Annotated in this window: 5 protein-coding genes; 1 reads left to right on the top strand and 4 read right to left on the bottom strand. The window is 64.8% G+C overall.

Annotated elements, in window-relative coordinates; all coding sequences use genetic code 11:
* Window position 1: 1 nt before the first annotated feature.
* From J3456_RS02610 to J3456_RS02595, 4 genes are all read right to left on the bottom strand, one after another.
* The gene (locus J3456_RS02610) at window positions 2-4594 is read right to left on the bottom strand and encodes a MupA/Atu3671 family FMN-dependent luciferase-like monooxygenase (protein ID WP_349578764.1); all 4593 of its coding nucleotides are present in this window, start codon (window positions 4592-4594) and stop codon (window positions 2-4) included.
* Window positions 4594-5601: a glycosyltransferase family 2 protein gene (locus J3456_RS02605; RefSeq protein ID WP_349578763.1), complete on the bottom strand. Its 1008-nt coding sequence runs from the start codon at window positions 5599-5601 to the stop codon at window positions 4594-4596. The genes J3456_RS02610 and J3456_RS02605 overlap by 1 nt, the downstream gene beginning before the upstream one ends.
* On the bottom strand, window positions 5601-12050 hold the full coding sequence (locus J3456_RS02600; protein WP_349578762.1) for a type I polyketide synthase: 6450 nt from the start codon (window positions 12048-12050) through the stop codon (window positions 5601-5603). The genes J3456_RS02605 and J3456_RS02600 overlap by 1 nt, the downstream gene beginning before the upstream one ends.
* Before the next feature lie 169 nt (window positions 12051-12219).
* Window positions 12220-13722 carry a hypothetical protein gene (locus J3456_RS02595; RefSeq protein ID WP_349578761.1) on the bottom strand — a complete coding sequence of 501 codons (1503 nt, stop codon included), beginning with the start codon at window positions 13720-13722 and terminating at the stop codon, window positions 12220-12222.
* 150 nt (window positions 13723-13872) lie between these two features.
* Here J3456_RS02595 and J3456_RS02590 point away from each other — a divergent pair, with 150 nt between their 5' ends.
* Window positions 13873-14619, top strand: a complete 747-nt coding sequence (locus J3456_RS02590) for a WecB/TagA/CpsF family glycosyltransferase (RefSeq protein ID WP_349578760.1) — start codon at window positions 13873-13875, stop codon at window positions 14617-14619.
* Window position 14620: the final 1 nt, after the last annotated feature.

Genomic DNA, 14620 nt, shown 5'->3' with positions numbered 1-14620 from the left:
CTCAACCCCGCCCGCGGGCGCGCTCGGCCCGCATGAGGCGACGTTTCGACATGGTTTCGGACCGGGCAGGCGCTTCGGCGACTGGGGGCACCTTGGGCGGCTCGGCTTTCTGGCCGTCCAATCCATCAATATGCGCCGCCAATCCCGCAAGGGTCGGGAAACGGAAGATATCGGTGATCGACAGCGCGCTGGCCCCCAGGGCCGCCTTGATATCGCGATGCGCCTGCACCGCCAGCAGCGAATGACCCCCAAGAGCAAAGAAGTTATCGCCGCCGCGAATGTCCCCGATACCCAAAAGCGCGCCCCAGACCTGCGCGATGGCGGCTTGGCTGCTGCCGTCTTGCGTGGCCGTCTGCGGCGCGGTGGCAGGTGCAGCACTGCGTTTGACCGGGGCGGGCAAGGCTTTGCGGTCAATTTTCTTGTTGGGCGTCAAGGGCATGGCGGGCAACGTTACGATGGCCTGCGGCACCATGATATCGGGCAGATGGGCGGCCAGTTGCCGCCGCGCCGCGTCGCTGTCGACCGTCGCATCGGTGACCACATAGCCGACCAGTTGCGCACCACCCGGCCCCGCATCATCGCGCAGCAGGGCCACGGCCTGACGCACCCCCGGCAGATCGGCCAGCCGCGCTTCGACTTCCCCAAGCTCAATCCGGTGGCCGCGTATCTTGACCTGTGCATCGGCGCGGCCTTCGAAATGCAGCACGCCGTCGGTGTCCATGCGCACCAGATCGCCCGTGCCATAGAGACGACCGTGTCCCGCGAAAGGATCGTCGATGAAACGCGCGGCGGTCATCTCGGCCCGTTGCCAATAACCTTGTGTCACGCCAGCGCCCCCGATCCAAAGTTCACCCGCCGCACCGATCGGCAGCACCTGCCGCGCGGCGTCAAGGACATGAACCTGCGTGTTGGCAATCGGTGTGCCGATGGGGGCCGTGGTGCTGTGGGTTTCTTGCAGCACATGGGTGGTTGACCAGATCGTCGTCTCGGTCGGGCCGTACATGTTCTGGATCTGTGCCGGCGTCGCTGCACGCAAGGCGCGCGACAGCGTGCCGGGCAACGCCTCCCCCCCGACCATCAGCGCCTTTACCCTTGCCAAAGCGCCGCGCGCCTCATCGTTCATCACCATCATCTGCGCCATCGAGGGCGTGCATTGCAGATGGGTTACGCCGTGGCGCACGATCTGCGCGGCGATGGAGTGGTCGTCCTCTGCCGGTTGCCCACCCGCATTGGCGCGGCGCAGTACGTCGGCCAGCGGCTTCAGCCCCGCCATCACCTTGTCGGTGGGAATGCCGTAGTCGATCAGGCAGGCGATCTCATCCACACCGATCCGCTTGAGTTGCTCGGCCCGCGCCAGCCCATCTGCCACGGTGCCAAACATGCCACTGTCGTTAAAATAGCGTTGAAAGGCGAACTCTAGGATCGCATCCATTTCCTCGGCCGAGAGCCCTTCGAGGTCGATCTCAAACGGGTTCGTCGTGCCGGCCGGTTTCTTGAAGGCCGGAAAGGCCCAAGCGTATTGTTTGATCAGCCCCGCCGCCGAGCGCAGGTAGTCCTTCATTGGCGCGCGGGCGATTTCCTCGGCCTCGGCGCGGGTCTCGGCGAGATAGCTGTGCAACATGACGGTGACCCGGTGATCCGCCGGGTCATGGCCCGCACCGCGCAGGGCGTCGTGGTAGATCTTGATCTTGTCCGCCACCTCTTCCACCGATTGGCCGAGCAGGTGGGTCAGCACATTGGCCCCGATTTCCCCGGCTTCTTTCCATGTCTGTGGATTGCCCGCCGTGGTGACCCAGATCGGCAGCCTGTTCGAGACCGGGCGCGGCTGCGTTACCACCGCGAGGGGCGTGCCATCGGCACGGGGGAATTCCACCGGCTCCCCGGCCCAGAGTTTGCGCAATTGGTCGATGGCGTCATACATCGCAGGTTTGTTTTCGGGCGGCGTGCTCTCCGGGCGCAGCACGAAGTCATCGGGTTGCCATCCGCTGGCGATGGCCAGTCCCACGCGCCCGTTTGTCAGGTTGTCGATCACCGCCCATTCCTCGGCGATCCGCGCGGGGTGATGCAGCGGGGCGACGCAAGACCCGGCCCGCACGTCAAGGTTCTGCGTCACCGCAGCCACGGCAGCGCCTGTGACAGAGGGGTTCGGATAGGGGCCGCCGAAGGCATGGAAATGCCGCTCGGGCGTCCAGACCGCGTTGAAACCGTTGGCATCGGCGAACCGCGCGCCTTCCAGCAGCAGTTCGTATTTCTTGGGGCCGACCCCGTCGTCATTGCCCCAGTAAAACAGGTTAAAGTCGATCTTGCGGTCGCTGGTGGCAATCGGCCCGTTCGACATCAGCGCCCGGCTATCGTCGCCCGCCAGCACCAGTTTGAACCCCCGCGCGAGGGTCCAGAACAGTTCCAGCACCGAGATGTCGAAACTGAGGCTGGTGACAGCGAGCCAGACAGCGCCCGCCTCATAATCGATCCGGTCATCCATCCCGGCAAAGAAATTCGCCACATTGCCGTGGCTGACCATCACGCCCTTGGGGGTCCCGGTCGAGCCGGAGGTATAGATCAGATAGGCGAGGTCATCCGGCCCGACGCTGGCGGCAGGGTTCATGTCCAAAGCCGTGGCGAGGCGCGGGTCGCGGTCCAGCTCCAACACCTGCGCGTCTTGCGCGGGCAGGCTGGCGGAAAGGGCCGATTGCGTGACCACAACCGCAGCGCCACTGTCTGAAAGGTAATGTGCCAGACGGTCCGCCGGATAGGCCGGATCAAGCGGCACATAGGCGGCGCCAGCTTTCAGGATGCCAAGCGTGCCCACCAGCAGGTCCACCCCCCGTGCAACGGAGAGCGCCACCGGCATCCCCGGCCCGGCCCCCATGTCACCCAGCACATGCGCCAATTGGTTGGCACGGGCGTTCAGCGCGGCATAGCTAAGCGTCTCTCCCTCGAACACCAGTGCGGGGGCCTCGGGTGTGCGTGCCACCTGCGCCTCAAAAGCGGCATGGATGGTGAGCGGTTCATAGTCACGCGTCGTCGCGTTGACGCGGGTCAGAAGCTGCGTCTCGGTCTCTGGAAGGGCCCAGAGGGTGCCGCAATCCGTAGCCTCGGATATCTTGGCGAAAGCCGCCTCAAACCGCGCGACGAGGAGGTCGATTGCGGCCTCAGAGAGCCGGGTGCTGTCGGCAAAGAGGCGCGCGCCCCCCGCCCCGAGGCAAAGGGTCAGCGCCGCGCCCGCGAGCGGTTCACTGTCAAAGGACAACGCAAAATCCGGTGTCCCAAGCGCTTCAATCGCCGGGTCGCGCAGCGGCAGATCACGCGCGAAACCTGCCGCACCCTTCGCGCGGGCAAGTTGTGGTTCCACCTGTGCGATCAGTTCCGCCACAGGCAAACCCGCCTCTGCCGCGATGGTGATCGGCAGCCAATCGGCGATCAGCGGCGCGGGTTTTCCTTCGCGGCTGAGGGCGATGCCGCCTTCTGTTGCCCCGGCGCTGCGTAGCGCGACGAGTGCTGCGGCTGCGGCCTGCTGCGAAAGGTCACTCCCCTGCGGCAGCGCGATCTCTCGCTCTGCCCATGTCGCTGCCGTTTCAGATGCGGTGGCCAAGGGGACCGGCAGCGCGTCAAACCCGGTCAAAGCGCGCCGCCAATGTGCCTCCTCAGCCGAGGCCGGAGCCCTGCCCGCCGTTTGGGGCACTCTATCACCGGGGGCAAAGAACTGGGCCGGAGCAATACTCTCACCCGCCATATCGCGCAGATCATAGAAGGCGATATGGGCATCGCGCCCCGCCACGACCACCCGCGTGCTGTCGACATCGACAACCTCGCCGGGGGTGCCGCCTTGGCCCGCCAGCACCTCCAAGCGGGAAACGGCCAGCACCGCGCCTGCCGTGCCCGCCGCGCCTGCGAGTTTTGCCGTGGTCAAGGGGTTCCAATAGGCCCCGAAATCCAAGCCACGGACCAGCGCGCTGATCTCTCCTGCGGTCTTGGTAAAGTCGATCAGCCCGCCGTTCTCGGGCCGCTTGTCCTTCGCGAAATAGCTGCGCTGGCTCAAGTCCTGTGCCGTGCCCTGCAGCTTGCCGCTTTCCAACTGGGCCAGCACTGCGCCAAAGCTTTCCATCCCGGCGGCGTAGCATTTGGAGTTGAGGCTAAAGGCCGTCTCATCGGGCGCGATCTCTACCTCTCGCTGCGCCAACAGGTCGCCGGTATCAACGCCCGCCTCGATCAGATGCCAACTGACCCCATGCTGCGCCTCACCGTTGATGATTGCCCAAGCGGGTGTGTTCAGTCCAGCATAGCGCGGCAGGGGCCCATCGTGGAAATTGACCGCGCCACGTGTGGGCAGGGCCAGAACCGTCTGAGGGATCAGCCGCAGGTTGGCGATGCTCAAAAGCCAGTCGACGGCCAGACCCATGGGCAGCAGATCTTCCGCATCGCGGCAGAGGACCAGCCCCTGCCCTTCGGCCCAAGCGCGCACTGCGTCATCTCGGGTGATCACGGCGGCGATCCGATGACCGCCCGCCAGCAGCATGTCACCGCAGGCGATGGTCAGAGATTCGTCGCCCATCAAGAGCGCGGAAAACGGTTCTGTCTTGAAACTGGCGGTCATCAGCGGTCCTCCGTGGCGGGGCTACGGCTTGGGTCTTGGACGGCGGGGGCCGCGCGCCTCGCGGTGAGCGCATGGGCCGCGAGATCACGGTAGAAACCGGGGGCGTCTTCTGGCTGGCGTCCGGTCAGCAGGCAGCGCAGGCGGTGCAGTCCGCCCCCGGCAAGCCGTGCACAGGTGGCCAAAGCGGCATAGGCGCGGCCATGGTTCTTGGCGAAATAGCGGTGGCGGCTGTCGAACCAATAGCGCGGCATCCGGCGCCATTCCTTCATCCCGGTCGAGACCGAGCCGACGTGAACGCAGCGCGCCTGAGGCACATACCAGCAGTCCCACCCAGCCCGCGCGGCACGCAGGCAAAGGTCGGTTTCCTCATAATAAAGGAAATACGCTTCGTCGAAGAGACCGATCTCAGCCAGCATATCCCACCGCATCATGACACTGGCACCGGCCACCCAATCGACCTCTGCGGCCTCTTCCGGCAAGGGGGGGGCCACGACCGAGGCGGCCAGCAGGCGCGTCAGCGGGCCAAAGCGCGCGGCGGCTTCCAACTCTCCGACGGCAGAAGGGAAACGGAAGGCCGTGGCATGGGGCAGATCATCCTCGCCGCGCACATGGCTTCCGGCCAACCCGGCGCGGGGGTGGTTCTGCAGGTGGCCCAACAGCGTCTGGATACAGCCCCGATCAAGGAAGGCATCCGAGTTCACCACATGCACGAAATCCGGCGCTGCCCCGTCGGACATCCCCGCCCGCATGGCAAGGTTGTTGCCCGCCCCGAAGCCACCGTTGCGGGGCGATGTGATCAGCCGCACCCGATTGCCCGCACCCCAGCCCCGCGCGGCAATTTCCTGCGCCAAGAGCGCGGCAGAACCGTCGCCGCTGTCGTTGTCAACGATCACCAATTCGGCATGGGTCTGGGGCATATCGGCCGAAGCGGCCTCAGCCGCGCGCAGGGTCATCTCTGCGGTGCGGTAGTTGAGAATAATGACCAAAAGGCGGGGCGGTTGCTGCATTATTCCGCCGCCGTGGCCTGAGGCTGATCAGCGGGCTGGTCGTGGCCTGCGCCTTTGGGCAGGGCCGCCGCGATCACCTCGGCCAGTTCCTGCGCCAAGACGGTCACATTCGGCGCCAGAACCATGCTCACATGGTCGCCCGGCACTTCAATCACCTGCAAGCGCGGCGCATATTGCCGCCACTGGTTGTCCTCATAGACATATTCTTTTTCCGCGGTGACATATTGCCCGGCAGAAACCGCCCAATGCCGATCGAGCGGGGGGCGGAACAGGGTCATCGGCCCATCCCACTGGGGCGTTTCATAGCGCTCCATCGCGCGCAGGAATGCCGCCTGAATGCGCAGACTGTTAAAGGAAGCCCCCCCCTCGCCATCGCCGACCGCCTCCTGAGGCCCCCGGCGGCGCGCGCGCTCCCACGCCCAGCGGTTGCGCGCCCATTCAAGCAGATAGGCTGGACCCTTACGCCGCAGCTCTGCCAATTTGATATGCGCCTTGTCGATCTTGCTGAGCGTCGGGCGGACGGGCAGCGGCGTGTCGAGCATCGCCAGAACGGCCACCTCTTGCCCTGCCGCCTGCAACTGCTGCGCCATCTCATAGGCCGTGATCCCGCCGCCAGAGTATCCGGCCAGCAGATAGGGCCCTTGGGGCTGCAACGCACGGATCTCGGCGATGTAGTCAGCCGCAGCGGCCTGCACCTCTTCGTGGGGGGCAGCGTCACCGATCAGCCCACGGGCCTGCACACCATAGACCGCCCGTTCGCCGCTAAAGGGCAAGGCAAGGTGGCGCAGGTTCAGCACATTGCCGAACATCCCCGCCACCACGAAAAGCGGCGTTGCATCCTGCGGCGATTGATTGAGCGGTACAAGGTGGTCAAAGCGCTGCTGCGGGGCCGCCGCTGCCGTATCAGCCGCCTCCGTCTGCGCCAAATCTCCGCGCTCCGCCGCGATGAGCGCTGCGCATTTGGCGATCGTGGGAGCCTCGAACAGAACGGAGATCGGGAATTCCACCTTGAACTCGCGCTTGACCGCCGCAAACAGACGGACAGCGATCAGGGAATGCCCGCCGAGGTCAAAGAAACTATCCTCAACCCCCACCGGGCTAACGCCCAAAAGGTTCGACCAAATCTCGGCCAGCTTTTCTTCGATCCCATTGCGTGGGGCGACGAAAGAACCGTCAAGATCGGGCCGCTCAAAGCTTTGCCCCTGAGCGGAGGCATCGGTCAGCGGCGCCTCGGCTTGGGCAATCAATGTCTGCAGGGGCAGCGAGGACACCATGACCTGTGGCGCATCCAGCGCCAGCGCACGGCGCAGGGCCTCTGGCCCTTGCTGCGCGCGGATACCTTGGCGCACCAGACGGGCCAAACGCTCTTCGGCGGGGCTGAGGCTGTCGGCGCTTTGGGCATCCTCAAAGACCACTTCGCGGGCGTCGGGCGGCGGCACCTCGGCAAAGGCCCCTTCGAGCCGTTTCATCGCGAAATCGCGCACATCGACAAGGACCGCTCCCTGCGCATCGGTGATCGTCACATTGAACCGGGCCAAGCCCTCCGCCGCCGATCCTTCGGCGAGCCGGACGTGCGAGCGGACCTCGGCAGGCAGCGGCGCGTGAAGCGTGATCTCACCATAAGACAGCGGCACCCAGAGGTGACGCGCGGCATAGCCGGGGATCAGCGCCATGGCCCAACCGGTGGCGATGTCCATCAGACCGGGGTGCAGCACATAGCCATCGGTCAGATCGCCCTGCGCGGCTTCGGGCAGTCGTAGCGCGGCGAGCCCCTCACCCTGTCCCAGAGCGGTGCGGTGCAGCACATGCCAGCGCGGGCCGAATTTCAGATGCGCCTCTTGAACGGCGGGCAGACGGCCCCCGGGCGCGGCCTCGGCCACGTCCTTGCAACGGGCCGCGAGAGCAGCAAGATCGAGAGGGGTGGCCGTGCGCCCCGTGGGGGTCAATCGCGCTTGGACATGCAACTGCCACGCGGGCCTGCCATTGACCACACAGGCGCTACGCAACTCGGCGGCGAAACCTGCTCCCTCGGGGGTCAGGGTGATCTTGATCTTGCGCCGTGCCCCATCGACCAGCGGCAGGGGACGCAAGAAATAGACGTCTTGCAGCGTGAACCCCTGCAGCCCTTGAGCCTGCGCCGCCTCGGCCAAAAGCTCAATATAGCCTGTCCCCGGCATGATGGCGCGGCCATCCAAGGTGCGGTGCTGGTCGAGCAGCCAATGCGAGGTGGCGATCTCGGTGGTGAATTCCGGTGCGCCGCTGTCGCCCGACCCTGCGGTTTCAAGCAGCGCCGCATTGATCGCGCGGGCAGGCAGCGCCACGGCACCGCCCCCCGCAAGCGTGTCAGCGGCCATGCCCACATCGGCCCAGACGCCCCAGTTCACTGCGACCACGCGGGTCTTCGCGCCGCGCCGCGATTGCGCAAAGGCATTGAGCCAGGCATTCGCCGCCACATAATCCACCTGCCCCGCGGCGCGACTGGCGGTAGAGGTCGAGGAAAAGAGCACCATCAGGTCAAGCGCGCCATCAGGCAGCAGTTGGTCCAAGATCCGCAGCCCCTGCACCTTGGGGGCCAGCACCGCGTCGATGCCTGCGTCGGATTTGGCCAAGAGCGGCGCATCGTCCAGCACCCCGGCGGCATGGATCACCCCCGTCAGCCCCCCGTGGCGGGCGGTTAGATCGTCGATCACCCGGCGCATCTGCGCAAGGTTGGTGACATCCGCGCGGGCCACTTCGACCGCCCCGCCCGACTGCGCCGCCTGTGCCTCAAGTCGCAGCACGGCACGCAGGCGGCGGGCCGTGGCATCGGCAGGGCCGTGACTGGCAAGGTAGCTGTCCCATTCGTGGCGCATCGGAAGCGCAGCGCGGCTCAGCAGGATGACGCGGGTGCCCGGCGTCTCAAGAATGTCGGCGGCAAGGGTCAGGCCGATGCCCCCGAAACCACCGGTGATGAGGTAATGTCCCTCCGGCTTCCACCTCGGCAAATCGCTTGGCGGTAGGCTGGCTGCGCGGTAGCCCAGTTCATAGCGGCGCCCAGCACGATGGGCGACCTGAAGGTTGGCCGGGCTGGCCAAAAGCTCTTCGATCAGGTCACCGGGATCAATTACCGGCGCGGGGTCAGCTGGCTTCGCGAACCATCTTGCCGGCGCCACGGATAATGCGACGGGCAGGTCAATCTGGCTCGCCGTTAGCCCCGGCACCTCTCGTGCCATGACGCCAACGGGGCCAGAGATCAGCGCCTTTTCGGGATATGCCAGCCCCTCTTCCGCGATCTGCGCCCCACCGGTGGTGAAGACGTTAAGGTGCAAAGGCGCGTCAATCTCGGCCTCGGCCAAGGACTGCGCGAGCCACGTCAGGCTCCAGAACCCCTGTTCGATATTGCGGTCAAACCTGCTGGAGCCGGGGCGCGGGGCGACCTGATCATCGGTCAGCCAGAAATGCGCGATCCGGTCGGGCATTTGCCCTTCGGCCTGAAGCGCCGCGATCAACTGGTCATAACCCGACCGTCCCTGTTCGGGGGCCAGCGTGAAGTGATCCATGGTGACGCGGGCAAAGGCATCCCCCGCCGCGACCTGCACCACGCGATGCCCTTTGGCCCGCAACTGCGCGGTGGCCTCGGCCCCCAGCCCCGCCGTATCGGCGAAGACAAGCCAGTTCACCGGGCCGGAGAGCGCCATATCCCCTTCGGCGTAGCGCGGTTGCCAATGCGGCAGCGCGCCCCAATCGCTGATGTCGTCCAGCCGTTGCAGCGGTTGCTCTGCGGGGCGGGTCGCGGCCTCTCCCGGTTCGATGAAATAACGCGCACGTTGGAATTGATAGGTCGGCAGCACCACGCGGTTGCGCCGTGCCTCGCCCCAAATCTGCGCCCAATCAGCTTCGACCCCCGAGGCCCAAAGCCGCCCGATTACGCTGAGGAAATAGGCATCATCCGCGATTTCTTGCTCGGGGTGGCGCAGCGAAGACATCACCTGCCCCGGCGCCACATCCGCGTTCATCTGCGCCAAGGCGGAAAGCGCCTTGCCCGGTCCGACCTCTAGGAAGACCCGCCGCGCGTCGGCGCTCAACGTGCTGATACAATCGGCGAAATTCACCGTGTTGCGCAGATGTTCAACCCAATAGTCGGGGTCCGTTGCCATCTGCGCAGTGATCCTCTTGCCTGTACGGTTCGACAGGAAGGGCATTTGCGGCGCGCGCAGGTCAAGCGTGGCAAGGAAAGCGCGGTATCGGTCGAGGATCGGGTCCAGCATCCGCGAGTGGGCTGCGATGTCGATGGCGATGCGCTGATGGTCGAGACCGGCTGCATCCAACCGCGCTTGCAGCGCCTTTAGCGCGTCGTCCGGGCCAGAGACCGCAATCAGTTCCGGGCCGTTGACGCTGGCGATATCAAGCCCTTCTCCCAGAAGCGGCGTGATCTGATCCAGCGGAGCGGAGATGCTGATCATCCCGCCTGCTGGCACCTCATCAAAGAGCCGTCCGCGCAGCAGGACAAGGTCGATGCATTCCTCAAAGCGCATCACCCCGGCAAGGCAGGCGGCGACATTTTCGCCCATGGAGTGCCCTACCATCGCCGCGGGTTTCAGCCCCCAAGATAGCCAGAGCTGCGCCAGCGCGTATTCCACGATCATGATCAGCGGCAATTGCACCGAAGGGCGTTTCAGCTTGGCCTCTGCCGCCGCGCGGTCTTTGGGGTCCGGCAGCCAGATCGCGCGGATGTCATACTCAAGCTGCGGCGCGAGATGGTCGAGCCCCCGGTCCATCCATTCGGCAAAGACCGGCTCGGTTTCATAAAGGTCGCGGGCCATATCGGCATATTGCGCGCCGCCGCCGGGGAACATGAAAACGACCTCAGCCTCGGGGCCAAGGTGGTCATGGGTAAAGACACGGCGGCTGTCGCCGCCTTCCAAAAGGGCTGCGGCTTCCTCATGGGTTTCGGCGACCAAAACGCGACGTTTGTCAAAACCGCGACGGCCTTCTTTGAGGGTGAAGGATACATCCGCCAAGGGTTGCTCGGGATGCGCGCGCAGATGGGCCGCGAGGGCGGCGCTGTTGGCGTCCAACGCCGCTTTGTTCCGGCCCGAGAGGCAGAGCACATGGAACGGGAAATCGCTTTCTTCCGACGCCGCGCGGGCGGGCGCCTCTTCCAAGATCATATGCGCGTTGGTCCCGCCAACGCCAAGCGCATTGACCGCGGCACGCCGGGGCGCGGCTTGGGCGGGCCAGTCATAGAGCCGGTCGTTCACGCGGAAGGGCGAGCCTTCGAAGGGGATCGCAGGGTTCGGCGCTTCATAGCCCAGCGAGGGGGGGATTTTCCGGTGGTGCAACGCCAGCGTCGCCTTGGCCAGCCCCGCCACGCCCGCCGCGGTATCGAGATGGCCGATGTTGGTTTTGACCGACCCGATGCGGCAGAAATCTTCGGCCTGCGTCTCGGCCCGGTAGGCTTGGGTCAGGGCGGCGACCTCAATCGGATCGCCTAGATAGGTGCCGGTGCCGTGGCATTCGACCATGCCAATGCTCTGCGCCGCCACGCCTGCATTGTCGAGCGCGCGGGCAATGGCCGCCGTCTGCCCATCAACCGAAGGGGCCAGATAGCCCGCCTTGGCCGCGCCGTCGTTGTTGACTGCCGAGCCTTTGATGACCGCCCAAATAGGATCCCCATCCGCAATGGCATCTTCCAACCGCCGCAGCGCCACCGCCCCTGCGCCAGAGCCAAAGACGGTGCCCTGCGCGCGGTGGTCGAAGGCGTGGCATTCACCATCGGGGGAGAGAATTTCGTTCTCTTTGAATTCATAGCCCCTGCCCTGCGGCAGTTCGATCGTCACCCCGCCCGCCAGTGCCATGTCGATTTCACCCGCCCGCAGCGCCTGCGCGGCATAGTGGATCGCCACCAGCGAGGTCGAACAGGCGGTTTGCAGGTTGATCGACGGGCCTTTGAGGTCAAGCACATGGCTGACCCGGGTCGACAGGAAATCTTTGTCATTGCCGGTATGCCGGAGCAGGAACATGCCGACATCATCGACCAGATCGGGGTTCGAGCAGATGTTGAAATAGAAATAGCTGCCCATGCCACAGCCCGCATAGACGCCGACGGGGCCAGAGAGGCTTTCGGGCATATGCCCCGCCTGCTCCATCGCCTCCCAAGCGACCTCAAGAAATTTGCGGTGCTGCGGGTCGAGGATGGCGGCGTCTTTTGGGGAAAAGCCGAAGAACTCGGCGTCGAACATGTCGTAACCGGGCATTTCGGCGGTGACGGGCACGTAGTTTGGCCGGGACAGACGTTCGGCGCTCTCTCCGGCAGCGCGCAGCTCTGCCGCGTCGCGCCGTTTGAGCGCACTCACACCATCGCGCAGGTTCGCCCAATAAGCGTCGACACCTTCGGCCCCCGGCAGGTTCACCGACATGCCGACAATCGCGATATCATCGCGTGCAAGAATTTTGTCTGTGCTGTTCATTGCGACACATGTCCCATCGCCCGTTCGATTACAGTGATGAGCCTTCAAGGTTCAATTTAAGCTTCGGGTGCAGCATACAACAGGAAAATCTGTCAAAAATGAGCCCAGAATGTGCACTTGGGTCTATTCCGGACAAAATCACTTCACGGAACAGTGAGCAGAACCCGGTTCAGAAAACCGTCCGCTTTGCCTGCAGCGCGGGATTTGCGCTGGCATCAAGTCCAGTCTGCCCCCTGTGCGCCGCCGCCAGCCCCTCGGCATGACCGAGGATCGCCCCGGCCGTGAGCCAAGTAAGCGGCGTCAGCGTGGCATTAAGCAACATGTCCATCATGGTAATGCCAAGGATCAAAAGCAGCGGCGCGATCCAAGGGGATAGGCCCGCATCCCCCTGTCGGTAAAGGTGTAGCCCCATCAGAAAGATCGGCAGCGCCAAAAGACCCATTTCGCCAAGGTACCCGACCCAGCCGAAAGTGCCGAAAACAATGATCCAGCGGCCGTCCGGGATCGATAGGATATTGCCGTTGGTCGCATCCCGAATCAGGTTGCGACCCCATCCACCCCAGCCGAACCACGGCTTTTCAGCGGCCCGCGCCAGCAGTCGCTCTTCGTTCATGAACCGGTAGCCAAGCGACTGCGCCCGGTCCGCGCTGATCGCCTCGGCTTGTGCGAGGATGGCATCGAGCGGCACCAACCCGGCTTTGCGCAGCATCGGATAGATCACTGCCACCGCCGCAAAGACCACTGCCAGACGGATCTGCCAGCGCGCCGGGGTCAGCAGCACCATCGGCACCAAAAGCAGCGCATAGGCGATGGAAGCAAGGCTTTTGCACAGCAGCAGAACAACGCCCAAATAAGCCGCCAACAGCAGCATTTTCCAACGGTCGATCACCGGGGTCTGCCGCGCCAGCGCCACCGCCGACAACAACGCGATACACATGAAAATCGCCAGCCACAGCGCATGCGGCAGAAACACGATGGGTCGGAAGCCACCATTGCGCATCATCTGCTCAAAGGAGTGCTGAAAGAAGCCGTAGATCCATGTGTTAAGCTGCGGTGAAAAACGAATTTCAAAGAGCGAGGGCACGGAATAGATAAGGCCGCCGATCATGAAGGCCAGCAACAACTCGCGCAGGCCCTCTTCGTCCGCAAGGAACTGTCGCGCCAGCAAGAAGGGCACCAGCATCAGCATCTGGCCGATCAGGACCGACCCGATGTCGCGGATCGACAGACCCGGCAGGGCGTCCACCGGAAAGAGGATCGGCTCAAACCCTCGGATTGCCTGAAACAGGATTGGATCGCCATTGGTCAGCACCGTGGGCACAGCGGAAAAGACCAGCCCCACCACCAAGAACCCCGCCAAACGAGAGGCGGGCCAAAGCTGCAGTTTCTCCTGCGTGCCCAGCCAGATGATCAACAAAACGCTCAGGTTCGGGATCGACACTTTGTCGAGGCCCGGCACCAGCGGCAGGTTGAATTCGGCCAGCGGCGGCAGGAAAAGATAGCCCCCCAAGATCGACCAGATCAGCGCCCGCTGCAGCGGCAGGTTGCGAAACAGACCCAGACAGACGAAGGGCCAGATCAGCAGCATCAGATAGGCGACGGGATTTGGCATGATGTCCTTCGCAAAAGCCGAGCGAATGCGCGGCAGGATGGGGCGGGGCGAAAATACCATCTGGCCCCGCCCCTGTCATCCCGCTAGTTTTGCGGCAGGTTCAATCTGGCACGGGCGTGGTTGATAGATGGCATGTGAAATCAATTACATAAAGCGTGCACCCTCCCCCCTTGCGCCTGTCTGTGGCAGCCCAAAGGCGAGGCGCGCGGTATGAAGTATGGCAAGGGCGATGCCGCGGTGGTGGTTAATGTGGCAACAAGGGCCGCATTGTTTCAGGCCCTGCGCGCGCGCTTTGCCAAGGGCCAAGGATTCGCGCTTGCCACGCTCAACCTCGACCATCTGACCAAACTGCCCCGCGATGCGGGCTTCGCCGCCGCTTATCACGCGCAGGATCTGATCGTGGCCGATGGCCGCCCCGTGGTCTGGCTGTCGCAACTGGCCAAACAACCGGTTGCCTTGATGCCCGGCTCTGATCTGATCATCCCGCTTTGCGAAATGGCCGCCGAGCAATCGCTGCCCATCGCGGTCTTCGGCAGTGATGAGGAAGCCCTTCACGGAGCCGCAGCGGCCCTGCGGGCCCGTGTGCCGGGGCTGGAGATTTGCCACATCGCCGCCCCGCCGATGGGCTTCGACCCCGAAAGCGCCGAGGCGGTTCCCGCCCTGCGCGCCATCGCCAACAGCGGGGCGCGGCTGTGTTTTCTGGCGCTTGGTGCGCCCAAACAAGAGATGCTCGCCGCGCGCGGGCGTGAGGTTGCGCCGGGGGTGGGGTTCGCCTCTGTCGGGGCGGGGTTGGACTTTTTGGCCGGGCGACAGCGCCGTGCGCCGAAATGGATGCGGATGCTGGCCTTGGAGTGGTTTTGGCGTGCCCTGCAAAGCCCGGCGCGGATGGTGCCGCGCTATGCGCGCTGTTTCGCGATCCTGCCGCGCCTGACGCTTGCGGCTTGGCGGGCGCGCTAGG

Source organism: Sulfitobacter sp. NFXS29, from assembly GCF_040148765.1.
Classification (GTDB): domain Bacteria; phylum Pseudomonadota; class Alphaproteobacteria; order Rhodobacterales; family Rhodobacteraceae; genus Sulfitobacter.
Note: the sequence above shows the minus strand (reverse complement) of the source record. Positions and strands in the feature narration are given on the sequence as shown.

Coding starts and splice junctions, on each gene's coding strand:
- J3456_RS02605 (WP_349578763.1), bottom strand. CDS start 5,601: ATGCAGCAACCGCCCCGCCTTTTGGTCATTATTCTCAACTACCGCACC.
- J3456_RS02595 (WP_349578761.1), bottom strand. CDS start 13,722: ATGGTATTTTCGCCCCGCCCCATCCTGCCGCGCATTCGCTCGGCTTTT.
- J3456_RS02610 (WP_349578764.1), bottom strand. CDS start 4,594: ATGACCGCCAGTTTCAAGACAGAACCGTTTTCCGCGCTCTTGATGGGC.
- J3456_RS02590 (WP_349578760.1), top strand. CDS start 13,873: ATGAAGTATGGCAAGGGCGATGCCGCGGTGGTGGTTAATGTGGCAACA.
- J3456_RS02600 (WP_349578762.1), bottom strand. CDS start 12,050: ATGAACAGCACAGACAAAATTCTTGCACGCGATGATATCGCGATTGTC.